The sequence below is a fragment of the Erwinia sp. 1181_3 genome, from assembly GCF_052824965.1.
Genome location: NZ_VTDE01000002.1, coordinates 249,007 through 274,571 on the forward strand (window position 1 = coordinate 249,007; position 25,565 = coordinate 274,571).

The 25,565-nt window shown below is 54.9% G+C and carries 24 protein-coding genes; 9 read left to right on the forward strand and 15 right to left on the reverse strand.

Going from position 1 to position 25,565, the window contains the following annotated elements; all coding sequences use genetic code 11:
- Positions 1–144 precede the first annotated feature (144 nt).
- Together FY046_RS05505 and FY046_RS05510 are read left to right on the forward strand one after the other, a co-directional pair.
- Complete coding sequence (locus FY046_RS05505) at positions 145–813, forward strand: autoinducer binding domain-containing protein (protein WP_446185853.1); 669 nt, start codon at positions 145–147, stop codon at positions 811–813.
- Between the two features lie 67 nt (positions 814–880).
- Positions 881–2,056 carry an MFS transporter gene (locus FY046_RS05510; RefSeq protein ID WP_133842936.1) on the forward strand — a complete coding sequence of 392 codons (1,176 nt, stop codon included), beginning with the start codon at positions 881–883 and terminating at the stop codon, positions 2,054–2,056.
- 669 nt (positions 2,057–2,725) lie between these two features.
- On the opposite strand, the gene pepT is transcribed toward FY046_RS05510, so the two are convergent.
- The gene (gene pepT, locus FY046_RS05515) at positions 2,726–3,964 is read right to left on the reverse strand and encodes a peptidase T (RefSeq protein ID WP_159337061.1); all 1,239 of its coding nucleotides are present in this window, start codon (positions 3,962–3,964) and stop codon (positions 2,726–2,728) included.
- A gap of 89 nt (positions 3,965–4,053) precedes the next feature.
- Positions 4,054–4,608 carry a helix-turn-helix domain-containing protein gene (locus FY046_RS05520; RefSeq protein ID WP_166653713.1) on the reverse strand — a complete coding sequence of 185 codons (555 nt, stop codon included), beginning with the start codon at positions 4,606–4,608 and terminating at the stop codon, positions 4,054–4,056.
- A gap of 112 nt (positions 4,609–4,720) precedes the next feature.
- Here FY046_RS05520 and FY046_RS05525 point away from each other — a divergent pair, with 112 nt between their 5' ends.
- Complete coding sequence (locus tag FY046_RS05525) at positions 4,721–5,893, forward strand: benzoate/H(+) symporter BenE family transporter (protein ID WP_159337062.1); 1,173 nt, start codon at positions 4,721–4,723, stop codon at positions 5,891–5,893.
- On the opposite strand, the gene cobB is transcribed toward FY046_RS05525, so the two are convergent.
- The 4 genes from cobB to lolC form a co-directional block, all read right to left on the reverse strand.
- Positions 5,843–6,751 carry a Sir2 family NAD+-dependent deacetylase gene (gene cobB, locus FY046_RS05530; RefSeq protein ID WP_227536364.1) on the reverse strand — a complete coding sequence of 303 codons (909 nt, stop codon included), beginning with the start codon at positions 6,749–6,751 and terminating at the stop codon, positions 5,843–5,845. The genes FY046_RS05525 and cobB overlap by 51 nt on opposite strands.
- 178 nt (positions 6,752–6,929) lie before the next feature.
- Positions 6,930–8,174, reverse strand: coding sequence for a lipoprotein-releasing ABC transporter permease subunit LolE (gene lolE / locus FY046_RS05535; protein ID WP_446185854.1), 1,245 nt, complete (start codon positions 8,172–8,174; stop codon positions 6,930–6,932).
- Positions 8,174–8,878 (reverse strand): lipoprotein-releasing ABC transporter ATP-binding protein LolD, encoded by a 705-nt coding sequence (gene lolD / locus FY046_RS05540; protein WP_133842926.1) that lies wholly within the window; start codon positions 8,876–8,878, stop codon positions 8,174–8,176. The genes lolE and lolD overlap by 1 nt, the downstream gene beginning before the upstream one ends.
- Positions 8,871–10,070 carry a lipoprotein-releasing ABC transporter permease subunit LolC gene (lolC, locus tag FY046_RS05545; protein WP_133842924.1) on the reverse strand — a complete coding sequence of 400 codons (1,200 nt, stop codon included), beginning with the start codon at positions 10,068–10,070 and terminating at the stop codon, positions 8,871–8,873. The genes lolD and lolC overlap by 8 nt, the downstream gene beginning before the upstream one ends.
- Positions 10,071–10,702: 632 nt before the next feature.
- Between lolC and FY046_RS05550 the strand changes: the two genes are divergently transcribed.
- Positions 10,703–12,100, forward strand: coding sequence for a diguanylate cyclase (locus tag FY046_RS05550; RefSeq protein ID WP_446185855.1), 1,398 nt, complete (start codon positions 10,703–10,705; stop codon positions 12,098–12,100).
- A 93-nt stretch (positions 12,101–12,193) separates the two neighbouring features.
- Here the strand turns inward: FY046_RS05550 and FY046_RS05555 are convergent, their stop codons facing one another.
- The 6 genes from FY046_RS05555 to FY046_RS05580 all read right to left on the reverse strand — a co-directional run bounded on the left by FY046_RS05555 (position 12,194) and on the right by FY046_RS05580 (position 16,336).
- The gene (locus tag FY046_RS05555; protein ID WP_133842920.1) at positions 12,194–12,457 is read right to left on the reverse strand and encodes a hypothetical protein; all 264 of its coding nucleotides are present in this window, start codon (positions 12,455–12,457) and stop codon (positions 12,194–12,196) included.
- A 134-nt stretch (positions 12,458–12,591) separates the two neighbouring features.
- Positions 12,592–14,340: an amylovoran biosynthesis protein AmsF gene (locus FY046_RS05560; protein ID WP_133842918.1), complete on the reverse strand. Its 1,749-nt coding sequence runs from the start codon at positions 14,338–14,340 to the stop codon at positions 12,592–12,594.
- Between the two features lie 268 nt (positions 14,341–14,608).
- On the reverse strand, positions 14,609–14,911 hold the full coding sequence (locus tag FY046_RS05565; RefSeq protein ID WP_205945542.1) for a hypothetical protein: 303 nt from the start codon (positions 14,909–14,911) through the stop codon (positions 14,609–14,611).
- Entirely contained in the window at positions 14,908–15,231 is a 324-nt protein-coding gene (locus FY046_RS05570; protein WP_227536363.1) for a DUF7940 domain-containing protein, read from the reverse strand. The genes FY046_RS05565 and FY046_RS05570 overlap by 4 nt, the downstream gene beginning before the upstream one ends.
- A 20-nt stretch (positions 15,232–15,251) precedes the next feature.
- Entirely contained in the window at positions 15,252–15,719 is a 468-nt protein-coding gene (locus FY046_RS05575) for a glycoside hydrolase family protein (RefSeq protein WP_133842914.1), read from the reverse strand.
- Between the two features lie 236 nt (positions 15,720–15,955).
- Positions 15,956–16,336, reverse strand: coding sequence for an antiterminator Q family protein (locus FY046_RS05580; RefSeq protein ID WP_446185856.1), 381 nt, complete (start codon positions 16,334–16,336; stop codon positions 15,956–15,958).
- 539 nt (positions 16,337–16,875) lie between these two features.
- On the opposite strand from FY046_RS05580, the gene FY046_RS05585 reads away from it, so the two are divergent.
- Positions 16,876–17,445 (forward strand): helix-turn-helix domain-containing protein, encoded by a 570-nt coding sequence (locus FY046_RS05585; protein WP_238337046.1) that lies wholly within the window; start codon positions 16,876–16,878, stop codon positions 17,443–17,445.
- Between the two features lie 710 nt (positions 17,446–18,155).
- Here the strand turns inward: FY046_RS05585 and FY046_RS05590 are convergent.
- From FY046_RS05590 to fliE, 3 genes are all read right to left on the reverse strand, one after another.
- Complete coding sequence (locus FY046_RS05590; protein ID WP_200640377.1) at positions 18,156–18,344, reverse strand: hypothetical protein; 189 nt, start codon at positions 18,342–18,344, stop codon at positions 18,156–18,158.
- Positions 18,345–18,671: 327 nt separating this feature from the next.
- Positions 18,672–19,628 carry a chemotaxis protein gene (locus tag FY046_RS05595; RefSeq protein WP_339455202.1) on the reverse strand — a complete coding sequence of 319 codons (957 nt, stop codon included), beginning with the start codon at positions 19,626–19,628 and terminating at the stop codon, positions 18,672–18,674.
- Positions 19,629–20,165: 537 nt separating this feature from the next.
- A complete protein-coding gene (fliE, locus tag FY046_RS05600) occupies positions 20,166–20,480 on the reverse strand; it encodes a flagellar hook-basal body complex protein FliE (protein ID WP_200640383.1) in 315 nt (104 codons plus the stop codon).
- Between the two features lie 240 nt (positions 20,481–20,720).
- On the opposite strand from fliE, the gene fliF reads away from it, so the two are divergent.
- The 4 genes from fliF to fliI are packed head-to-tail and all read left to right on the forward strand — an operon-like array spanning position 20,721 to position 25,525.
- Positions 20,721–22,490 (forward strand): flagellar basal-body MS-ring/collar protein FliF, encoded by a 1,770-nt coding sequence (gene fliF / locus FY046_RS05605; RefSeq protein ID WP_446185857.1) that lies wholly within the window; start codon positions 20,721–20,723, stop codon positions 22,488–22,490.
- Positions 22,487–23,479 (forward strand): flagellar motor switch protein FliG, encoded by a 993-nt coding sequence (gene fliG / locus FY046_RS05610; RefSeq protein ID WP_421507241.1) that lies wholly within the window; start codon positions 22,487–22,489, stop codon positions 23,477–23,479. The genes fliF and fliG overlap by 4 nt, the downstream gene beginning before the upstream one ends.
- A complete protein-coding gene (gene fliH / locus FY046_RS05615; RefSeq protein WP_133842900.1) occupies positions 23,472–24,164 on the forward strand; it encodes a flagellar assembly protein FliH in 693 nt (230 codons plus the stop codon). The genes fliG and fliH overlap by 8 nt, the downstream gene beginning before the upstream one ends.
- A complete protein-coding gene (gene fliI / locus FY046_RS05620) occupies positions 24,164–25,525 on the forward strand; it encodes a flagellar protein export ATPase FliI (RefSeq protein WP_133842898.1) in 1,362 nt (453 codons plus the stop codon). The genes fliH and fliI overlap by 1 nt, the downstream gene beginning before the upstream one ends.
- The last annotated feature ends 40 nt before the right edge of the window (positions 25,526–25,565 follow it).

Below are 25,565 nucleotides of genomic sequence, written 5' to 3' on the forward strand. Positions count from 1 at the left end.
TATTTGCGTTAAGGTCCCTGCTACTGATGGCAGTTACATTGAAGATGTTGTGTGACAGTGCGGTTAACGCCAGATGAAGGTTTTTAAAAAGTGCGGGGAGTGTGTCAGGATAGGCAACGTCAGAGTCAGCCAGAAGGATACAGCGTGGATAACGAAAGCGAGATCGTGCAGGCCGGGGCCGTATTGAGCCAGAAACTGGCAGAGCTGGGAGCGGTGGATTTTCTTTATCTGCGCCAGAATAAGCGTGCCCCGGAAGTGGCGCTGGTGCTTTCCAGTCATTCAGAGGAGTGGATCAGCGACTATCGCGATCGCCGCCGCTATCTGAAAGATCCGGTGGCGCTGGCCGCCCGGCAGCGCATCTCACCCTTTAACTGGCAGGATTGCACGCGCCCCAACGCCGGGCTATGCGATGCAGGCAGCCAGTGCCAGCGGGTGAAGGGATTTACCTTTGCGGTTCACGACGAGCAGCAACAGATGTCACTGCTGAGCGTGATACGCCGCCACGACAACCTGACGTTTTCCCACGACGTGATTTCCCGGCTGGCGGATTTGCAGATGCTGTTGATCCTGCTGCATGAAAAAACCCACCTGCGGCGCGAAAACAGCCCGGTGCTCTCGCCGCGTGAGCAGGAGGTGTTGCTGTGGAGCAGCCGGGGTAAAACCTACGGAGAGATCGCTATCATCCTGGGGATTCAGCTCAGTACCGTGAAGTTTCATATCGCCAATGCCACGCGGAAACTGGGCGTCAGTAATGGGAAACATGCGATTCGCCGGGCGCTTGAAATGAACTATCTGCCCTCCCCCCTCTACTAAAGGCTAGCTGGACGCAGCGGCCTCAGGCTCTACACTCGTATTCACTTATCTCTTTTCAGGAAACGTTATGTCGTCGTCTCCCTCCCGTCTTCCCGTTGCCGTGTATACGCTCGGCTTTGGTGTTTTTGCGCTGGTAACCAGTGAGTTTCAGGTTGCCGCACTGATGAATATTATGACCACCGACCTGCATATCACCCTGCCGATGACCGGCTATCTGATCACCGTGTATGCGCTGGCGATGGCGATTGGCGGCCCGCTGCTCGCCCTGTTGCTGCTGAAACACCCGCCGCGCCGCAGTCTGTTGATCCTGCTGACGCTGTTTATTGCCAGTCAGGCGCTGGGGGCGGTGGCGGGCAGCTATCTGCCGCTGGTGATTGCGCGCATTCTTACCGGTGCCGTGGCCGGGGCCTATATTGGCTGTGCGGTCAGTACCGGCGTGAAGCTGGTGCCCGAGCAGCAGATCCCGGCGGCGATTACCGTGGTGCTGGGTGGACTGATGATCGGTACGGTGATTGGCCTGCCGCTGGCCAGTTTTATCGGTAACCTGGCGGGCTGGCGCGTCAGCTTCTGGTCGGTGGTGGTGATTACGCTGCTGGCGCTGTGGCTGACGCACAAAACGTTGCCCTCCACGCTGGCTCCGGATGACATTAATCTGAAAGAAGAGCTGCGGGCACTGAAAAATCCGACGCTGTGGCGTGCTTATTCCACCAGTCTGCTGATTATTGGCGCGACCTTTGCGGGCTTCAGCTACTTTACGCCGATCCTGAGTGCGCAAACCGGCTTTAGCAGCGGCCAGGTCACCGGGTTACTGCTGGTGTATGGCATGGCGACCGTGCTGGGGAATGCGGTTGTGGGGCGTCTGGCCGGGCGCTATGCGTTGCCGGTCATTGCCTGCGGTTTACTGGCGCTGGTGGGCTTTTTCGCCCTGTTTGCCAGCTTTATTCAGCTACCGTCGGTGGCGATAGCCTGCGTTGTCGGCGTGGGTCTGTTCGGGGTAACAATGAACCCGGCGATGGTGACCCGCGTGATGGGTGCGGCCGGTAATCGCCAGTTGGTGAATACGCTGCATACGTCGATGGTGACGTTCGGGCTGATGCTGGGATCGTTGCTGGGCGGGCTGAGTATTGAATATGGCTTCGGCCTGAGCGCCCCGCTGTGGATCGGTGCCGGGATGGCGCTGTGCGGGCTGTTAACGCTGCTGCCGGATGTCAAAACATCACAGCCTGAAGCCTGTCGCGAGTGAGGTTACGTCAGAGACGACCGGAAAAAGGGTCGTACCCTGATGGCTTCCCAGTCATTTTTTGTCGCTGACAGTCTAACTTCAGGTCTGAGGCCAGTTTGAGCACGCCGGATCGGCAAAATCCGCATCCCTGCGGGCCTCGGCACGCGGCGTCCCTGCCGCGTGACGTCCGGCTTACCTCAAACTGGCCCCATCCCCGCTGAATGGTTGCTCGCTGTTAGTTTTAAAACCACCACAACATAACGATCTCTGCGGATGAATTTGAATCAGGATTTTGGGTTTAGACCCAGGTTTTGACGTTGAGGCGGCATTCAGCAGCGCTGAGGAAGCGCAGTGAACCAGGACGAACCGCCAGGACGGCGGTGAGAGGGAGAGCCGGTACAGGGATGTGCCGTCACGACCAGTCCGTCGGTGAACCGCGCTTGCGAAGGCATCCACGCAGTGGACGCAGCGCCTGCCGCAAAGCCCGGGTCCCCAGGGCGGCGGCGACTGGCCGCCCTGGGTCGCTCAGCCCACGAAGTGGGAAAGCGAAACGCCCTTGACGTTGACCTGTATCTTGACCTTGAGCGTCGTGCATACCATCATCACGGGTCAAGTCCGCCACCAGAGGCAATGTCGGTCTTGTTTTGTGGGGATCGCTCAGGGATCGCCCTCTACCGAGTCCAATGCCCGTCAGCCTGCGGGTTTGGCCTGCTCTGCGGTGAGTGCAGCAATCCGGGTGATCACCCTTACCGCCTGCTCCATATTATCGAGTGAGGCAAACTCATGCCTGCCGTGATAGTTATAGCCCCCGGTAAACAGATTCGGGCAAGGTAAACCCATAAACGACAGTTGCGCACCGTCCGTGCCGCCGCGAATCGGTTTCACATGCGGGGTGATGTCACAATCGCGCATCGCCTGAAGGGCCAGCTCGATACTTTGCGGGCACGCTTCCACCTGTTCACGCATATTGTAGTAACTGTCTTCAACCACCAGCTCAATCGCCGCCGGGGCAGGCAGCGTTTTCTCTAAACGGTGGGCGATAGCTGCCAGCCGTTGTTTACGCTCGTCAAAGCCGCTGCGGGCAAAATCGCGCACGATGTAGTGCAACTCGGCGCGGTCCACACTGCCTTTGATACCATGCAGATGGTAAAAACCTTCGTAACCGGACGTCTTTTCCGGCACCTGATCTTCCGGCACTTCACGATGGAAACGCATCGCCACATCCAGCGCATTGACCATCACGCCTTTTGCCGTTCCCGGATGGACGTTATTGCCAGTAATTTTTACCGTAACCGAAGCCGCATTGAAGTTTTCATATTCAAACTCCCCCATCCCCCCGCCATCGACGGTATAAGCCCAGTCGGCGGCAAAGGCGGCAACATCAAAGTGCTGGATACCTCGGCCAATTTCTTCATCGGGAGTAAAAGCAACGCGCACCTCGCCGTGCGCCACTTCTCCGGAGGTGAGATGGGCCAGCGCCGTCATAATCTCGGCAATTCCGGCTTTATCATCTGCGCCCAGCAGCGTTTTACCGTCCGTGGTGATCAGCGTATGCCCGGTCAGCTCATGCAGTACCGGAAACATCACCGGCGACAAAATTTCATCGCCAATTCCCAGGGCAATATCACCACCGCGATAATTCTCAATCACCTGCGGGTTAACATTTTTCGCAGTGAAATCCGGGGACGTATCCATATGGGAAATAAAACCGATGACCGGCGTCGGCCAGCTTACGTTTGACGGCAGCGTGGCCATCACAATACCGCGTGGGCTGCAGGACACATCGCTCAGTCCCAGCGCACGTAACTCATCACACAATCTTTGCGCCAGGCGAAGCTGCCCTTCAGTACTGGGAACCTGACGAACGTTACCTTTAGATTGCGTATCAAAAGACACATAGTTTAAGAAGCGATCAAGTAAGTTATTCATCTGTCTTCCCTTTGGATGCCAGTGCTTATTATGGATAGCGGAACAATGTTAAATATTGTTTCAGGTCAGTTTAGTACGCTGGCGCAGCATTAACGTTGCGGATAATGGATGAGATCATGAAAACGCACCGGCTCCGTGCCCGGATTGCGGTAGGCATGGGCGCAGTCAGCATGAAAACGCACCCCATCCCCCGCGGAAAGGCGCTGCCACTGACCATCAACCTGTAACTCAAGCTCGCCCTCGATGACAATGACATGTTCGACCACACCGCGTTCATGGGCGTCGGATGCACTGGATGCCCCGGAGGCCAGCTCAATCACCAGCATTTCAAAATTCAGGGCGGCATCGAAAGGAAACAGCGGGAACACCTGCATCGTACTGTCAAAGGCAGTGTAGCCCTGCTGACGCTGGTGCCGTGCCGCACTGTCAACGGCTGGCGGATCGATAAAGGCAGAGAATGGCAAGTTAAAACCCGTTGCGATTTTCCACAGCGTTGCCACGGTCGGGCTGGATTCCGCGCGTTCGATTTGCCCAAGCATCGCTTTACTCACGCCCGTGGCATCCGCGGCCTGGGTCAGACTCCAGCCACGTGCGCTACGCTGGGTCTTCAGGGTTTGCGCCAGATGGTGTTGCAGACTGTCCACGTTGTGATCTCCTGTAAGCATGAAACGAGTATAACGCCTTGTGCGCTATAACGCACGATGCTACCTTGTACGTTATAACGCACATTGGTCTGCCTCTGCCAGGACACTCGCTATGCGCCCACCGCTTACATTAAGTCACCTGACGTTTCCTGCCATCGTCGCCGGATTTGTTGCCGTGCTCGTCGGCTACACCAGCTCTGCGGCGATTATTTTCCAGGCCGCAGCGGCCGCCGGGGCCACCGCGTCTCAAACGGGCGGCTGGCTGACCATGCTTGGGCTGGCGATGGGCCTCACCACGCTCGGCCTCTCACTGTGGTATCGCACGCCGGTACTCACCGCCTGGTCAACACCCGGCGCGGCATTGTTGGTGACCAGTCTGCCCGGCACATCACTCAATGAGGCCGTTGGCGTATTTGTCTTCGCCTCGGCGCTGATCTTTCTTTGCGGCATTACCGGACTGTTTGCCCGCCTGATGAATGCCATACCGCAGGCGATCTCTGCCGCGATGCTGGCAGGAATTTTACTGCGGTTTGGCGTGGATGCATTTGCCGCGATCCAGGTTAACTTCGCCCTGAGCGGCACCATGTGCCTGGTCTATCTGCTGTCACGCCGTCTGCTGCCGCGCTATGCCATTATTCTCACGTTGCTGGCCGGGTTAGGCATGGCGGCACTCCAGGGCAATATTCATGCTACGCAGACGCAGAGCCTGGTGATGCCGGAATTTATCATGCCGCACTTTACGCTCGAAACGCTGCTGGGCATTGGCGTACCGTTTTTTGTGGTCACGATGGCATCACAGAATGCACCCGGTATCGCCACCCTCAAAGCACACGGCTATACGCTTCCGGTGTCACCGCTGATCGCCTGGACCGGGCTGGTGGCACTACTGCTGGCCCCTTTCGGTGGCTTTACCGTGTGTATTGCCGCGATTACGGCCGCGATTTGCATGGGACCGGAGGTGCACAGCGATCCGCAGCGCCGTTACTGGGCCGCTGCCGCTGCCGGGGTGTTTTATTTACTGGCAGGGGTGTTTGGTGGGGCGATTAGCGGCCTGTTTACTGCGTTGCCGCTGGCACTGATCCACACGATTGCCGGGCTGGCACTGCTGGGCACCATCGCCGGGAGTCTGCAACGGGCATTAAGCGATGAGAAACAGCGAGATGCAGCGGTGATCACTTTTCTGATCACCGCCTCGGGCCTCACCCTGCTTGGCGTGGGTGCCGCGTTTTGGGGATTAGTCGGCGGAGTTATCGCCCACCTGGTCTTCTCGCTGGCCAAACGCTGAAGGCGCATCGGCACCGGTCAGCACCGGTACAGCGATGTTTTTCAGCAGGTCATGAACCCATTCCGGGACCACTTCGCTGGCCAGTCCGTACTCTTTTTCTTCAAACTCGCTGCCCACCTGGCTCGGTTCCAGGTTCAGCTCCACGGTATGAGCCCCCTGCAAACGCGCTTCATGGACGAAGCCTGCCGCCGGATAAACGTGCCCGGAGGTGCCAATCGCCACAAAATAATCGGCCTGCGCCAGCGCCTGGTAAATTTCATCCATCTGCAACGGCATTTCGCCAAACCACACCACGTGTGGGCGCAATACGGACGGGAACTGACAGCAATGGCAGCGATCGTCGGGTTTCACATCATCCGTCCACTGCAGGATCTGACCACTGCCGGCGCAACGCACTTTTAACAGCTCACCGTGCATATGGATAACGTTACGGTTTCCGGCGCGCTCATGCAGATTGTCGATATTCTGCGTCACCAGCAGAAAGTGGTCACCCAGTGCTGCTTCCAGTTCGGCCAGTGCCAGATGCGCCGCATTAGGCTGGATATCATTCTGCTGCAGCTGACGCCTGCGGGCATTGTAGAAATCCTGCACCCGCTGAGGGTCGCGGGCAAAACCTTCCGGCGTGGCGACATCCTCCACTTTGTGCTCTTCCCACAGGCCATCGGCTGCGCGGAAAGTCCGGATGCCGGACTCAGCGGAAATCCCGGCCCCGGTCAGCACCACCACACGCGGCAGCGGATGACGGGCAATTTCGATATTGCGGTCACGTTCGAAAATGCGCTGACGAAAACGCTGGTGAACCTGGCGTCGGGTCTTCTTGTAGCGTGCCAGCCTGAGGCGGCGACGGGGTGTGCGCATCATCAAATCCTCTAATCCTTAATATGCAGGAATGGCGCACCGTACGGTGCGGAACCTGTCCCTGATAATAACGGGTGATTAACCCGGGTGCACTGAGAGTGTGCCGATAAACGTGATATCCACCCCAGGAAAATCCGCATCCTGAGAGTGAGAGACCGCCCTCAATGCCCTCGTGTTTTTACTGCCCACTCAGTACCCGTGCCGGATCGATACGGCTGGCCCGGCGCGCCGGATACCAGCTTGCCAGCAGACTGAGTAACAGCGACGTGACCAGGACAATCCCGACATCACGCCAGTGCAGCTCTGACGGCAGGAAATCAATAAAGTAGATATCCCCGGAAAGGAAATGGTAACCGGTCAGCGCTTCAATCCCATGAATGATCGGTGTCAGATTGAACGCAGCCAGCACCCCCACCACCACGCCGCTCACGCTGCCCACCAGTCCGGCAAGCAGGCCATACCAGACAAAGATAGCGCGGATCAGGCCGTCTTTCGCCCCCAGGGTGCGCAGTACGGCAATGTCGCTGCTTTTATCTTTCACCGCCATCACCAGGGTGGAGACGATATTGAAACAGGCCACGCCAATCACCAGCACCATCGCCAGATACATAATCGCGCGGATCATCTGGATATCACGGTACATATAACCGTAAGTGCCTACCCAACTGCGAATGTACACATACGCGTGGGTGACTTCGCCCGCCTGACGAACAAGGCTGACCGCATTGAACGGATCAGTGGCTTTGATGGCGATGCCGGTAACACTGTCCCCCATGCCCAGCAAATGCTGCGCATCCGCTAACGGCACCAGCGCCAGACTGTGATCGAGCATCCCGCTTAACTTTAAGATACCGCTCACTTGCAGGCGCACGCGCTTGGGCTGCAACAGTTTGTGCCCGGCATCGCTGTTCGGGATCATAATCGTCAGCCAGTCGCCCTGTTTTACCTTAAGGCTGTTGGCGACGCCCTGCCCCAGCAGGATCTGTTGCTTGCCCGCGCCAAAGTTCTGCCAGGCATCGCCCTGCACATAGGAGGGCAGCGCACTGAGGCGGCTCTCCTGCTGCGGGTCAACACCTTTCACCTGCACGGCCTGCAACTTGCTGCCGCTTTCAATCAGCCCGGTGAAATTAATGTAAGGTGCTGCCGCTGCAATACCTGGGATCTGTTCCATTTTCGGCACCAGCCCCTGCCAGCCAGTAAACGGCTGGTTGACCGGCTCAATTTCACCGTGTGGCACGACGGCCAGAATGCGGTTATTCAGTTCACGTTCAAAGCCATTCATCGCGCTTAGCCCGACGATCAGCACCGCCACGCCCAGGGCAATGCCGACCGTTGAGATCACGGAAATCAGCGAAACCATGCCTCCGCGCCGACGACCACGGCTGAATCGCAGGCCGAGCAGAAGAGAGAGAGAACCCGCCATCAGAAGCTACCTGCCAGTTTGACCTGGTCACTGAGCTGCCCGTCGCGCATTTCCATCTGACGACGCATACGTTTCGCCAGATGCAGATCGTGGGTGACGACCAGAAAAGCCGTGCCCTGGCGTTGATTCAGCTCGTTGAGCAGGTCAAAGATGGCATCGGTGTTACGCGCATCGAGGTTACCGGTCGGTTCATCGGCCAGCACCAGGCGAGGGTTGTTGACCAGCGCACGCGCGATGGCTACACGCTGACGCTCACCACCGGACAACTCTGACGGACGGTGTGCAGCACGGTGATCCAGCCCGACGGCTTTCAGCATGTCGACCGCTCTCTGCTGAGCTTCGGCTTTGGCGGTCTGACCAATCAGTAGCGGCATCGCGACATTTTCCAGCGCACTGAAATCGGGCAGCAGATGGTGAAACTGATAGATAAAACCCAGTTCGCGGTTACGCAATTCGGCCTTAGCGACCGAGGACATGCTATTCAGCGACTTCCCGTCAAACACCACCTCCCCGGAGGTTGGCGTATCCAGCCCGCCCATCAGGTGCATCAAGGTACTTTTCCCCGAACCTGAGCTGCCAACAATCGCCATCATTTCACCCGGTTCTACGCTAAAGGTAACGTTGCGCAGGACATCGGTCTGCACGCTGCCTTCCTGATAGCGTTTGCACAGGTTGTCGCACTGCAACAGGATCTTGTTACTCATAACGTAAAGCCTCAGCGGGTTGAACGGCGGCCGCGCGCCAGGAAGGGTAAAGCGTTGACAACAGCGCCACGACAATCGCCGTCAGGGTAATGGTGGCAACCTGAGTCAGGGAAATTTCAACCGGTAAGGCGGCGCCATCAAGGAAGGCACCAATCACCGGCATCAGGTTATTTAACTGGCTGGCGAGCAGCACGCCGAGCAGTGCGCCGAGTAACGCACCGACAATACCGGCCGTTGCACCCTGCACCATAAACACCGCCACAATCTGACGGCGTTTCAGCCCCTGCGTTTGCAGGATCGCGACTTCACCCTGCTTCTCCATAATCAGCAAGCCCAGCGAGGTGACAATATTGAATGCAGCGACGGCGACAATCAGGCTGAGCAGCAGGCCCATCATGTTTTTTTCCATCTTCACTGCCTGGAACAGTTCGCCTTTGCGCTCACGCCAGTCTTTCCACACCAGCCCTTTCGGCAGGGTTTGCTGGCTGACGCTATCCACCTGTAACGGTTTGTCCAGCCATAAACGCCAGCCCGTGATATTCCCGGCCGGGTAACGCATCAGACGCGAGGCATCCTGCTGGTTGACCAGAATCTGATAACCGTCGACATCGCTGTTCGAGGCAAAGGTGCCAATAATAGTAAACAGACGCTGACTGGGAATACGCCCCATCGGGGTGAACTGGCTGGCTGAAGGCACCATCAGACGCACTTGATCGCCACGTTTTACGCCAAGCTGCCCTGCCAGTTGTTCACCGATGATCACATTGTACTTGCCTGATTCCAGCTGCTGCTGGCGTACGCTCACCAGATACGGCGTTAACGGATCGGCTTCATCGGGATTAATGCCCAGCATCACGCCAACGCCAACGCTGCGCGCACTCTGCATCACCACTTCCCCGGTCGTCAGCGAGGTGACGCGACTGACCCCGGAGAGGTGCAGGCTACTGGCGGGCAGTTGTTGCGGATTGATCGACCCGGTGTCGCTGGTGATCAACGCTTGCGGCATCAGGCCAAGGGTATTTTTTTCCAGCTCGTGCTCAAGGCCGTTCATCACCGACAGCACGGTAACCAGCGCCATCACACCCAGCGTAATGCCGATAGCGGAAAGCCAGGAAACAAACCGCCCGAAGCGATCTGAACCACGCCCGCGCATGTAGCGCAGGCCTATAAATAAGGCGACAGGTTGATACATGACATCCGTCTTTCTTATGGCAGTAAACAATTGGGGAGGATAATAAAGGTTAGCACTGCGTTATGGAACCACTAAGCCCCTGAGTCCGCACATTGTTTTGTCAATGGCTGAAACACTTTTCCCCCTCCTGCCTCGCGTTACGGTCCATCACCCCCCGCCACAAACCGCCTTTCTGGCGGGGTCCTCAAGTCCATTCATTACCCTTATTTCAGCGGGCTGGCCTCCCTGCGGATAGCGCAACACTCAGGATAGTCAGTTTCTTTTATGATTTAGCTCAGTGAGTTAGCATCACCAGGATTTTTCCCAAACCGCCTGACTGTGTATTTTTTTATTCGATCGCTGCTGGGTTTTGCGCTATATGTGGCATCACATAACGGCGCTGGCCGGGAAACAGATTAAAAATACTTAACTGATTGAGTAGCGCAAGTGATAGTCAGATCGTGCTTGCGCCATTCTGCTAATAGCAATACTAGGAATAGTCTTAAAGAATTGCTTTCATCCGGGTTGTCACGTATGTTGTGGGCGCGTCATTTCGCGCCAATCCCCTGATGTCGATCTGTTATCTAACTGCAGCCAGCCAGTAAACTCGACCGTCTCGAGAGTGACCCGTTTTAACCGTCCTGAGCCTAACGATGCCAAATTATAAATATAACCTCAACAGGGCCATCATCTTATTTGCCCTTGCCATGCTGCTATCCACAATCGGCCTGGAATCGCGCAATTTAGCCTCACTGTCACTGTTCTGGCCGGGTAACGCCATTCTTCTGGGGCTGCTGATCCGCTTCCCATCACTGGACAAACCCAGCACCCTGGTCGTGCTCTATTTCGGTATGCTCAGTGCCGATATCCTTTATGGTACCCAGGTGATGATTGCCGTCGGTTTGGATATCGCTAATATTCTTTTTATCGCCACCGCCCGCTGGGTGTTGCTGAGTAACCCTTTTTTCACGCGCGGACATCCCCGCCGCTTGCAGGCGCTGTTGCATGTGTTTCCTGCCTCACTGCTGGGTGCCGCAGCCTGTGCGCTGGTCGGCGCCATCGTCAGCGAGCGCTACTTCGAAGATGAGCTGTTTAAAGCCTGGTTCTCCTGGTTCTCCGAACAGATGTCGACATCGATTCTGCTATTACCGTTGGTGATCAGCCTGCCGAGACGCGATGAACTGGTACATCTGGTTACTGCCCTGCGCGACAGCAGCGTGCTACCGATACTGGCGCTGGTGCTCACCACGGTAACCGGCATTTGGGTCGGTGGCGGCGGCAGTTTACTGTTCCCATTACCGGCGTTGTTGTGGTGTGCGATCAGCTATCCGCTGTTTATTACCTGTTTCCTGACGCTGTTTACCGGTATTAGCGAAATTATTCTGGTTGCGGGAAACGTGCTGAATATTCAGGGCAAAGACGACCTGTTCCGTATTGACAGTTTGTCATCCGCGCGCCTGGGCGTGGCAGCGATGTTGATCAGCCCACTGATTGTGGCACTGAGTACCGCCTCAAACCGTAAACTGGTGGCGCGGATTACCAAGCGTGCCGACTATGATTTCCTGACCGGCGCGCTGACACGCAGCGGTCTCGCCTCCAAACTGGAAACACTGGTCACCCCGCGTAACCGCCCACAGGGCTTTTTTGGTGCGGTATTTGTCATTGATATCGACCGCTTCAAGAACATTAATGATACCTACGGCCATGCCAGCGGCGATTATGTGCTGGCAAAAACGGTGGAGTGTATTCGTCAGGGATTGCCCGCGTCAGCGCTGGTGTGCAGGATGGGGGGCGAGGAATTTCTGGTATTAATAGAAGGGATTTCACAGCCGCGCGCTTTTCTGTTAGCCAACCGTCTGCGTCACAGTATTGAAGAGAACCAGATCCTGCTTGACGGCAACGATCTCAGCGTGACGGCCAGCATCGGTATCAGCGCGCTCAATATCAATAACGTCAACAGTCTGGACGAATCGATTACCAAAGCCGATGAGCAGCTCTATATCGCCAAGAGCAGCGGTAGAAATCAGGTCCGTCCGGAATTTATCTTGTAACTACGGGTTTGGCGAGGGCTGGTGCGGCCAGACGTGATGCTGTCAGACCAGATGAGAATAAAGGGCCGACCTGAAAAGGCCGGCTTTTTTGCATTATGCTTCGTTTTCGATGCGGTTCGCTTCGATTTCAAAATCCTGGATGGTGGTATCCAGCTCATCCAGCAGGCTACCTTGCTGAGTCAGTAACTGATTAATTTTCTCTGCAAAACCTGTGTCTTTGTGCTCCCCCTGATCGAACGCCAGCCACTGTGTTGACAGCGTTTCAGTATTACTCTGAGCATAATGGCGCATTTCTTTTAGCTGCGAAGTCACGTCACGTAAGTGGTCAGTCTGCGTTTTGCTTTCGTTATCACTCATGGATATTTCCTTTCATCGTTAAAAGAAGCCTACCCTTTTTGTGACCGGACGAGGTGGAGAAAGTTCATAACCATTTTTTAACAGCCGCGAAAACGACAAAAAAAGGCCGGATTTCCCCGGCCTTAAGCTGTTGATTAATAATACGCAATTTTTCTGTCGGTCCCATTGACGTTCACAGTGATATAACCAGCAACCGTGGTGGTGGCCGGCGCTGTTGCGATCGCTGTCGCCACCGTCAGCACGCCTTTTTCATTCGCCCCCACGCCCGCCAGCCCGTTATGCAGGCTCATACGTGCCGCCGGAGAGACGGTGCCTATCGTCGTGGCATCCGTGACTTCACTCAGGTCCGGCGTAAACAGCGAGCACTCACCGGATTCAAAGCGCGTCGGTCCGGTGGATTTCAGGTTGAACATAGTATCGCCACTGGCCGCTTTCAGTTTGACCCAAATCTCCGATGTGGTCACGCCGATGCGGTTGAACTTGATATCCAGCACCGCAGGAGAACCATGATGCCGGATATCGCCGTAAATCGCGGTGGCGCAGCGAGAAATGGCCAGATAACTGGTGCCGGATGACATAGCACCTATCGGGCTTCCCGCCGTCCCGGTCACAGCATCGTTCGTCGACTTACCGATCATCTCAATAATCCATTGCTGGTTATCTTTTGGCATAAAGACTTTACCCAGCTTGTACCATTTGTCGCTGGTAGAGATGTTGGTAATTTTATAGCCGCTGTACCAGCCCGCGCGCATAGTGCCGGTCATCTGTGTACCGAAGCTTTCATCCCGACGCCAGCCGGATTCATAGCCGGACAACCAGCGCCCGGCGGCGGCGTTCAGGCTGACCGCGCCGCCGGATTGCAGATTGAGCTGGCGGATCTGCACGCGGGCATTATCCATATTCAGCGGATTGGCGCAGTCCTCCAGACTCAGGGCATCCACCAGCCACTGCCCGTTATTGAAATCCCCCGGGAAGCGGGTGTGCTCAATCCAGACGTTGCGTATCAGCCCCTGGCCAACGCGCGGCATCATTAGCGTGGCGTCACCATAGCCGCTCTGGAAGTTAGCATTCGACAACTCAATGGCCGTGGAGTGGTCCCATACGCCCTTCACCGTATCAGACCAGCCGACGTCAAAGACGCGCCCATAGGTATTGATCGAGTAGATCTGGTCGAACTTGGTATCCAGCGTATCCAGAAGCTTGACCGCCGTCCCCCCCGAATTCTGTACCCGGAAACAGGTGATCAGCACCGTCTGGCCTGCCACCATAATATTTTCAAAGAAGGGCTGCTGGTTGGTACACATCTCAGCGCTGATCGCTCCCTTATTGGCGGTGATATCCGCCGAGGCCTGACCGTTCCAGCAAATACCTTTAATCGCCGTGCGCCGTGCGTTCACTTTGAACACCGGGCTGGTGGATTTATCGGAAACAATGGTGGTACGCGGCATTCCCCCCTGGGGGTTGTCGTCACCATAGAGATAAAAGAACGGGATTTCGCTGGCGGAGAGATCAATCGGGTTGATCAGAAACTTACCGCCCGGGAAACGAACGCCAAGATCCTTGCTGCTGGTATTCACATTCTGTGCCCAGTTCAGCATCAGCTTAAAGGCACCGCTGTCGTCGGTGATACCGTCACCTTTGCCGCCAAAGTGATAGATATTCAGCTCGTCCTGGCTGTTCACCACCCGTTTCCAGAAAAATCCTGTTCCGACGGCATAGGTGCCACTGTCATCCACCGGCAGCGCCGTTGTCACGAAACCGGCAAAAGTACCACCACCACGAAAGGTGGAGTCTTTATCGTAATAACGTTTTAACAGCGCAATTTCGCCTGATTTTGATGGCGCGGTGGTGCGTAATTCAGCAAAAGAGTTAACTTCAATCATAATAACCTCCGGGCAGCGCACAGATGTCAGCCGCCTTATTCAGGATTAATAAATGGGGTTGAGTGGGATACAATAAATAACAAACTGCGTAACACCTCCTAAATAAAATAATAAAGGCGAGGCTTACTTGTTTTTACTTGCACACAATGATACCCAGAGATCGTTATGGACATTTATTTGCCTGACCGTTCTGATATCCATTAACTGTGCATCCTGACCGTGCGTGTAAATAGGTGAAAAGAGGGTGCAGGAAGAGTCAGTAATTAACTCACTGGCTATCGTCGGAGTTGAATTGTGACTGCTGCAACTTGCGACGAGCGTCAGTATCATCAAGCACAGCATTGGCCGTTTGTACACGTTTTGCCTCCTCACTGTTATCTGCCTGTTTTTTTGCCACAACGGCAATCTGCGCGGCACTTTTCTGCGCCTCGGCGACCTGGGCTTTCGCTCGCTGCTGGCTTTTGCCCACCTGCTTACCACCGAACCAGACGGCGAAAAAGGCCCCAACCACGGCAACGATCGCCAGCAGGCCATGCCAGCTACTGCTGAGTAGTGAAAGCAGCGCACTCATACCTTGCCTCCATTCAACGTATCACGCTGTTTACTGAGGTTTTTCTGTTTTATAAACTGCGCCATCACTGCCATTGCCACCATAAAAGCGCCCGTCATCCCCAGGAAATTGTGTGGCAGATAGGACTTAACATCCTCTGGTAGCGAACTCCATGCCGTTAGCGCAGCATCGGGAAAAGACTGCACCCATGCGGTCAGTGCCGACCCCCCTGACGCCAGCCAGACAGACCAGGTTTTAAACAACAGGCGCGCATGATTGACTACCGCCACCCGCCCATAATGGACTAACAGCCAGATTGCCAGTGACGTCACAGCCACCAGCGAAACAAACAGGGTAAATTTCACAGGACCTCCTGATATTGCGTATAGGTTCCGCTGCGCATCACGTCAGCATGGCGCTGGGCGCGTGTCGGAGTTTGTCGTGCCCAGAGGCTGGCCAGCATCGCTTCCGCTGCGCCGCTGAAATTCCCCGCAGCAATCAGCAACAGGGTGTTTTTGAACGCTGACAGCCCGTCAACACCCAGCTGGTAGGCCATGCTGTACAACACATCGGCGCGCGGCGTGTTGCACTGCCGCAGCGCAGCCAGAATCGAAGGACGACGGTTAATATCCTTCATCTGGCTGTTTAGCATCTCTTGTAACCAGACTTCGGCGACCGTTCGCGGCAGGCTGAAAATATAATTATCGAGCGCCGCACCTTTGGGTCCGATCTTAATTCCGCACCCTACCGTCGGATATCCCTCCGTATCCCGGTAAGGTTTCTCCTGGTATCCTTCTTCATACATTAAAATCTGAATGACTTTACTCATAGTTCACCTCACTGACAGGCAATAAAAAAAGGCTGCTTTGCCAGCCTTGTTCATCACGTCGAACAATAAAATGGCGAGTTTTTTCACAAAAGAGAAATAACAGTGACGCTTAAGAATGTTATTTAAAGGTGGATAGTGATAGTTTGAGACAGAATTTGCGTACGCAATAAATTTTCCTGATTTTTTTAATATTCTTTTTTCAATTGCGTTGTTGAGTGATTTTACCCGGAAGTGTCCTATTCGAGTTTGCAGAGCGAATCACATTCCAGTTCACACTCCAGTGCGGTGAGAACACCAGAAACAAATCCCTCAGCCGTCTGAATCTGCTTACGGATAGTCCCGTCAGCACAGCGACGACGACGGGCAATCGAACGGAGTGAAATTTGATAGAGGTAATGTGCCACGAGGATAGTGTGCTGTTCTTTATTCACGCTCATCAGCCGGCTGATACAGCCGTCGAGTATCAGGCCGTCGTTATCACTGCAAGCCAGTCGTTGATGACCACGATCGCTGACCAGGCCTCTGAAGCCCGCCGCGACAGAAGAGTAGCCCAGCCCGTGTCCACTGGCCGCCGCCCAACCGCCCCATCGTTCCAATAGTATTTTGATATCTCGCATAGCCTGCTCCTTTATCCCATGCAGGGTTGTCCGACAGCCCCGATTTATGCCAGGTGTCGGCCTGCAACGGTGAGTGTCAAAACAGTGTTTTGCCCAGATCGGCACGATCTCCCGATAGTGCGACGATGCTGGCAAAGACACCAGGACGGGTGGCCATACGCCACCGTGAAGATGAGACCAGCGATTAGGCTGGACGACCGGGTTGGTAAAGAGCGGTAAAAAATATCCCGCAATAAGGGGAAATCCGACGATATCGGTGCAACACTATCCTGCAACGTCACGTTAATACTGGACCTGTTCCCGAACCGCCGGATGTGGCCGTTAGCACCACATAGAACCCGACATGCTTTCCTGACTGGTAACAAAAAAACGCTTTTGAATGCCATTCGCTCACCATATCGATACTTATAGGTATAGATAAAAGACAATAAATAGCAAAGGCTATCATAAAAAATAATAGCAAAGCGTGTTTGACGAAAAATACGCATCGCTATAAATTCTGGTATATGAAACCGAATACACTCGCCTGGCGGCTGAACATGGCTATGACCATGATGGGAATGACACAGGGTGCTTTGGCAAAAGCATCGGGCGTATCACAGCCAACAATTTGGCGGTTGACGAAGGGTGAGGCAGAGGGATCGCGTAAGCTGGTCGACATTGCCAGAGCACTGGATATCAACGTGGAGTGGCTGGCAAACGGCGCGGGAGAGATGCGCGGAGCGGCAGCCATGAGCCCCACAGAAAAAGTTAAAAGCGGCACTACTGTGCCGCTCTGGGATGCCAGCGGAAAAACCACTGAACTGGTCGCTGTCCCCACCGGCGTTAAGGCTAAAAAGAGCTGGCGGGCCTATATTCTTGACCGAAATAGCGGTTGCGTGGAAGCAACCGCAGGCAGCGTTGTGATCATTGACGTCGATGTACCAGTTGAATCTGGAGATCTTGTCATGGCTGAGATGAATTCACGCGTCTCTGTGTACCGCTATCTGGAAGGGCCCTCGAATGGTTTTTTAACCGTTGATGACCCACGCCTGCCCGCGGTTGAGCTGGCGGGAGAAGTCCGCTTAATCGGTGTGGCTATTTTCCTTATTCGCGATTTAAGACGATAATCACTCACCTCCTGCTCCGGCAGGATTATCTCCTCGTAGTGACCGCCAGACACCCTGAACAACACAGAAACCATCAGTATTTCCTCGCGGTAAACCATCAATCCCTCTCACATCATGGGCATGACAGTGTTCATCTATCGATATAACTGAATAGGTTAGTAAAATTTTTCAGATCTTTGCCATTAAACTGCCAATTAATCCAAATTAAATATTAAAAATCAGTTATTTCAAATAAATACGCTGATAGCAAAGGTTATTTAACTCATAACATTTGATATTGATAATAACTATAGCTATCGTTTTTATAGGCGCGATTCATCAGCTGCGCTTACGAGGGTTTTTACCGCACATGGCAAGGGGAATCAGAGAACGGGTTCCTGCACCGGAGGTCTTTATGACTACGATATTTTGGAAAACGGCAGCACCATTCGGTACCTGTCGTAGCCGCTATAAGGCGCGACGTGCGGCTGCCATCGCTGCGCGTCAGCGCGAAAAAAAATTGATACGCAAAATTGGTCATCTGCTGGGTCAGGAAGAGTGTGCGAGGTTAAGTCTGAATATGCGCAGTACATTTGCCGTCGGACATCATTGCCCGCATTGTGCTTTACCTGGCCCAGGCAACCATTCAGGCTGCTCATTTTGCTCTGCGTTTGTTCAGTCGGTACCGGACAGATAAAAAAAAAGGCCGCACACTGGCGGCCTGTTTGTTTTTAGCGATCGGTATCGCTTTCGTCATCCTCACTGAGTAAGGACTTAATAAAGGTTCGCTGCGCGGGTGTTAACACCCAACCTTCCAGATCCACCGCAATCGGATGAGCACAATCCGTGCTGTCCGGTGGAGGGTCTGCAGGAACGTCCGCCTGAAGATCGGCGGGTGGGTTATGACTGTCTTTATCCATAAGTTCTGATGAAGGAACCTCAGTAAGCAAGCGCACCATCCAGATAACGTCAAACCGACGCACCGGGCCTTGTACGTTCTCTTCCTTACTCCCTCCAGCCTCCTTTTAACGATGCCCGGTTTTATTCTAGGATTTTTCAGACAAGTGATAAGTGAATTATTCTGATGTGTGAATTCGCGCAATGATTATCGCCGTGTTGCAAGGGCGTTGCAGGGCGAAGTAAAAACAGGCAGGTGCGGCAGTCGCACCTTCCCTGTCCGCTGTATTCTCTTCATTGGCAGCCCCCTGAGGACAGAGGGATCTTTAACGATATTTAACGCAATCTGATCAGTAGACTGCGTCTTCCAGTACCTGGTGAATCACCGCGGAAAGCTGGTTAATTTCGAATTTGGCCACATAACCATTCGCCCCAACTTTACGGACATGATCTTCGTTAGCACTGCCAGAAAGTGAAGAGTGGATCACCACCGGAAGATCCTTCAGATTGTGGTCGCTCTTGATGTTACGCGTCAGCGTAAAGCCATCCATTTCAGGCATTTCAAGGTCGGTTAACACCAGCGCGATCTTGTCATGGATAGATGTGCCCTCTTCCTGAGCTTCCTTATAGAGCTTTTTAATTTTTTCCCAGGCTTCCAGGCCTGTGGTATGCATCTCGGCCGGGATCCCCATCGCTTTCAGGCCCTGCTCGAGCATCTGACGGGCAACTTTCGAGTCTTCCGCCACAATCGCTATCGCGCCCGGCTTCAGCTTGAAGGTTTTCACCTTAATGTCGCCTTCTTTCACTTCACGAACAGAAGGGATGACATCATGCAGGATCTGCTCAACATCCAGCACCATGGCCATATTGTTGTTATTATCCAGGCAGGCAATGCTGGTAATGTTACGGGTACTGACACCGGATTCCGCGGCATGTACCTGGCTCCAGTCAAGGCGCACGATATCTTCGACAGATTCCACCGCAAACGCCTGCGTGCTGCGCGCGTATTCGGTGACCAGTAATAAATTCAGGCCCGTTGAGGGAGTGCAGCCCGCCACCGCAGGAAGATCGATCACCGGGATCAACTGCCCACGAATATTCGCCATACCCAGCAGCGGGGATTTCATGCCTGCCGCACGGGTGATGTTGGTCATCGGCACGATTTCACGCAGTTTAAAAACGTTAATGCCGAACAGCTCAGGCTTATCATCCTGATGAGCAGACCCCAGGCGGAATAACAAAAGTTCGAACTTATTCGATAATGCGAGATTCGCTCTCTCATCGATCTCTTTTTGAAAGTTATCCATGTCTACCTCAAGGTTATTATTCATTGTTGTCAGCCGGCGCGGAAAAACAGCACGCGCTCAGGATCGCTGTTGAAAGTTATCGGCAGTGACGAAGAAAAATACAGGGCAGATTGCAGGATTTATGACCGGGGGGGAGAAAAATATGAGAATGACATACCCCTTCCGGCGCTTATCTCCGGCACTCTGTGGTGTTAGCTCTGTGAGGGGCAAAGCAATAATACAAGTAAGAAGCATTCTTAACAAGTTAAATGATATTAAGTATCATTCGCATAGGGCTTTAGACTGTCTGAGTGTGTCTATATTGGCTGGCAGGGGCATAGCATCGGCATCAACGATGACCACTGAATAAAAAACACATTGATGACGTGTCGACAAGCGCCTGTGAGGATACAGCGCCGCTAATCAGTGACTGCTTTCACTCTCACGCGGTATGGCAGGGCTGATGGTTACCAACCCTGTTAACGACTTTGCCCCACTACTGCCCCCCACACACACCGGAGAGGGTTTTAAACGATTTTATTCAGGTACTTAACTAATTTAAACCTGCATATTCATGATGTCGCTATACGCGCTGACCAACTTATTACGCACCTGGATGCCCATCTGCATTGAGACGCTGGACTTCTGCATATCCACCATCACGTCATTCAGTGAGACGCCTTCTTTACCCATCTGGAAGTCCTGCGCCTGAGCACGAGATTCCGTTTGTGTTTCACTGATCTTGCTGAGTGCGGCTTTCAACTCTGCGCCGAAATCTGCGTGCGATGTACTGTCAGCGCCTTTACCGCCAGCAGCCTGCATTGCGGTGGTTTGCAGCGCCTGCATCACACTCTCAATACCCTGAATAGCCATGTTTTCTCCCGAACGAACGATGTGGTGATTACGATTGCTGACAAACTTAACACAATGTCAATAAGACAAAGCCCCTAAATAGCCGCATAAATCACAGCTTATCCAGCCATCGAATTTCTCATTTCAGAAAATAATGGCAGTCCATTGAGGTGGAAATTTTTTAAGCCAGCGCATCAGGGAGTCAGTTTTGTTACGACACTACACGCAACAGTCCGGTCAACTGTCAGGCAGGAACGAGTCATGAATGCAACTGTCACGCAGGATAATCCAGAGAAGAAAGGTTTGAATGACCTGTTCGCTCGCCTACGCGCCAACCCACGCATCCCTATTATCGTTGCGGCGGCCGCGGTCATTGCCATCGTTATTGCGATGGTATTGTGGGCCAAGCAGCCAGATTATCGCGTCCTTTATAGCAACCTCAGTAATGAGGATGGCGGGGCTATCGTCACGCAACTGACCCAGATGAACGTACCGTATAAATTCGACGATCAGGGTGGTGCGCTGTTGGTTCCTGCCGCACAGGTGCATGAGCTGCGCCTGCGCCTCGCTTCACAGGGGTTGCCGAAAGGTGGCGCAGTGGGGTTCGAGCTGCTGGATAAAGAGAAATTCGGTATCAGCCAGTTCAGCGAGCAGGTGAACTACCAGCGTGCGCTGGAAGGTGAGCTGGCACGTACCATCGAAACACTCGGCCCGGTTAAGGGTGCACGGGTGCATTTGGCGATGCCAAAACCCACGCTGTTCGTGCGCGAGCAGAAATCACCGTCCGCGTCTGTGACCCTGGCATTGCAGCCGGGTCGTGCGCTGGATGAAGGCCAGATCAACGCCGTTGTTCATATGGTATCCAGCAGCGTCGCCGGTATGCCACCGGGCAATGTGACCGTCGTTGACCAGGCGGGCCGTCTGCTGACTCAGAACGATCCAACCGGGCGTGACCTCAATGACACCCAGTTAAAATATGCCAGCGATGTTGAAGCGCGTTTCCAGCAGCGTATCGAAGCCATCCTGGGTCCTATCGTTGGCAACGGCAATGTCCATGCGCAGGTCACCGCGCAGATCGACTTTAATACCCGTGAGCAGACCGACGAGCAGTACAAACCGAACAGCAACCCTGACCAGCAAGCGATTCGCTCACGCCAGACCAGCAACAGCGAACAACTTGGTGGCCAGTATCCTGGCGGCGTTCCGGGTGCCCTGTCGAACCAACCGGCACCGGCCAACGCAGGTCCAATTACCACTCCCGCTAACGGTGCCGCCGGTGCCAATGGTGCAGCGGGTGCTAACGGTGCGGCGGGTGCAACTGGCGCTAACGGTGCAGCCGGTGCTAACGCGAATAATGCGGCAGCCAATGCAGCCACCAGCAGCGCTCAGAAAATCGTTCCGTCAAATACGCGTAACGATGACACGACTAACTATGAAGTGAACCGCACCATCCTGCATACCAAGATGAATGTCGGTGAAGTTCAGCGTCTGTCAGTTGCGGTGGTGGTGAACTACCGTACCGATGCCGCCGGTAAGCCTATTGCACTGAATGATGCACAGCTTAAGCAGATCGAAAACCTGACCCGTGAAGCGATGGGCTTCTCCGAGCAGCGTGGCGACAGTCTGAACGTGGTTAACTCTCCGTTCACGGAAAACAGTGACGTTGGTGCTGAACTGCCATTCTGGAAACAGCCTGCATTTATCGAGCAGATGCTGGAAGCCGGACGCTGGTTACTGGTGCTGATTGTGGCTTACATCCTCTACCGCAAACTGGTTCGTCCACAGCTGCGTCGTAAAGCAGAGCAGGAGAAAGCCGCGCTGGAAGCTGCTGCCATTACTGCTGCACGTCAGGCCGAAGATGAAGAGTCCGGAATCTCCGTCAAGCTGTCGAAAGATGAACTTGACCAGGAACGTAAATCTCAGCACCGCATGAGTGCAGAGGTGATGAGCCAGCGTATTCGTGAGATGTCAGAAAATGACCCACGCGTGGTGGCTCTGGTTATTCGCCAGTGGATGAAGGAAGAACTATGAGTCTCACCGGTACTGAGAAAAGCGCCATCCTGATGATGACGATTGGCGAAGACCGCGCCGCAGAGGTGTTCAAACACCTTGATGCCCGTGAAGTGCAGCACCTCAGCACCGCGATTGCCAACATGCGTCAGGTGTCACATAAACAGCTGACCGATGTGTTGCGCGAGTTTGAGATTGATGCAGAGCAGTTTGCAGCGCTGAGCCTCAACTCCAACGACTACCTGCGTTCCGTGCTGATCAAAGCGCTGGGCGAAGAGAAAGCCTCCACCCTGCTGGAAGATATTCTCGAAACGCGCGACACCACCTCCGGGATGGACACGCTCAACTTTATGGAACCACAGGCGGCTGCCGACCTGATCCGCGACGAACATCCGCAGATCATCGCCACCATCCTGGTGCACCTGAAACGCGGCCAGGCGGCCGATATTCTGGCGCAGTTCGACGAACGTCTGCGTCACGATGTGATGCTGCGTATTGCCACCTTCGGCGGCGTACAGCCAGCCGCGCTGGCAGAACTGACCGAAGTGCTCAATGGCCTGTTGGATGGTCAGAACCTCAAGCGTGCGAAGATGGGTGGTGTTCGTACCGCGGCAGAGATTATCAACCTGATGAAAACTCAGCAGGAAGAAGCGGTTATCGAAGCGGTTCGCGAGTTCGACGGCGAGCTGGCACAGAAAATTATCGACGAAATGTTCCTGTTCGAAAACCTCGTCGAAGTGGACGATCGCAGTATCCAGCGCCTGTTGCAGGAAGTGGAATCCGAATCGCTGCTGGTGGCTCTGAAAGGTTCCGAGCAGCCGTTGCGCGAGAAATTCCTGCGCAACATGTCGCAGCGTGCTGCCGACATCCTGCGCGACGACCTCGCCAACCGCGGTCCAATGCGTATGTCTGCGGTGGAAACCGAACAGAAAGCGATTCTGTTGATTGTTCGTCGTCTGGCCGAAACCGGCGAGATGGTGATTGGTGGTGGCGAGGAAACTTATGTCTGATAACGCGTCACTGCCTTGGCAACGCTGGCAGCCAAACGACCTGGCGCGCCCGGATCGTCCGCTGCTTGAAGAGCTGGTCTTACCCGAGGTCACTACCGATGACCCGATTGAGCAGCAGCAGTTTCAGTTAGAACAGTTGCAGGCTCAGGTCCGCAACGAAGCCCAGGGTCTGGGTTACGCCGAAGGGCAGCAGCGCGGTTTTTCTGAAGGTCAGAAAGCCGGCTATGACGCTGGTTTTCAACAGGGTCTGGCAGAGGCACAGCAGCAGCAGGCGCCATTACAGGCGCGTATGCAGCAGTTGGTTTCCGAGTTTCACCATACGCTGGAAGCACTGGATAGCGTGATTGCCTCACGTCTGATGCAGTTGGCACTGGAAGCGGCCCGTCAGGTGATTGGCCAGGCGCCTCACGTCGACGGTACCGCCCTGCTGCGTCAGATTCAGGGGATGTTGCAACAGGAACCGATGTTCAGCGGCAAACCTACGTTGCGCGTCCATCCCGACGATTTGCCCCGCGTGGAAACCACGCTGGGCGCGACGCTCAGCCTGCACGGCTGGCGTCTGCTCGGTGACAGTACCATCCATCCCGGCGGCTGCAAGGTCAGCGCGGAAGATGGCGATCTGGATGCCAGTATTGCCACCCGCTGGCACGAACTCTGCCGCCTGGCCGCACCGGGAGAATTATAATGACCACTCGCCTGTCGCGCTGGCTTGGCGCACTCGACAACTTCGAACAACGTCTGGCACAAGTGCCGGACGTCCGTCGTTATGGTCGTTTGATCCGCGCTACCGGTCTGGTACTGGAAGCGACCGGGCTGCAACTGCCGCTGGGTGCCACCTGTGTGATTGAACGTCACGACAGCCAGGGCGTTAGCGAAGTGGAAAGTGAAGTGGTGGGTTTTAACGGCCAGAAGCTGCTGCTGATGCCGCTGGAAGAAGTTGAAGGTATTTTGCCCGGAGCGCGCGTGTACGCACGTATCGCCGGCGACAAACAGAACAGCGGTAAACAGATGATGCTGGGCCCGGAGCTGCTTGGCCGCGTGCTGGACGGCAGCGGCCGCCCGCTGGACGGGCTGCCTGCACCAGAAACCGGCTATCGCGCACCGCTGAATACCCCGCCTTTTAACCCGTTGCAGCGTACGCCGATTACCGATGTGCTGGATACCGGTGTGCGTGCGATTAACGCCCTGCTCACCGTCGGACGCGGCCAGCGTATGGGCCTGTTTGCCGGTTCCGGCGTGGGTAAAAGTGTGTTGCTGGGCATGATGGCCCGTTATACCAAAGCCGACGTGATTGTCGTGGGCCTGATTGGTGAGCGTGGCCGTGAAGTGAAAGACTTTATCGAGAATATCCTCGGCACAGAAGGACGTGCGCGTTCGGTAGTGATTGCCGCCCCGGCCGATGTCTCTCCCCTCCTGCGTATGCAGGGTGCTTCGTACGCCACGCGTATTGCCGAAGATTTTCGTGACCGTGGCCAGCACGTGCTGCTGATCATGGACTCCCTGACGCGTTATGCCATGGCGCAGCGTGAAATTGCCCTGGCCATCGGTGAACCCCCTGCGACCAAAGGCTATCCGCCTTCCGTGTTCGCGAAACTGCCTGCACTGGTAGAACGTGCCGGTAATGGCATCGACGGCGGTGGTTCGATTACCGCTTTCTATACCGTTCTGACCGAAGGGGATGACCAGCAGGATCCCATCGCTGACTCAGCCCGCGCCATCCTTGATGGCCATATCGTTCTGTCACGCCGCCTGGCAGAATCCGGCCACTATCCGGCCATTGATATTGAAGCCTCGATCAGCCGCGTAATGGCACACCTGATCGATGAGACCCATTACGCCCGCGTGCGTCAGTTTAAACAGCTGCTGTCGAGCTATCAGCGCAACCGTGATTTGGTCAGCGTGGGCGCCTATGCAGCGGGAACCGACCCAACGCTGGATAAAGCGATCAAACTCTACCCTGAACTGGAAGCTTTCCTGCAACAGGGCATGTTTGAGCGCAGCACCTTCGACGATGCCAGCCTGCATTTGCAGGCGATTTTTGGTTAAGTTTCATCTGAAGTCGCATCACGCCCTGTGCCGTGATGCC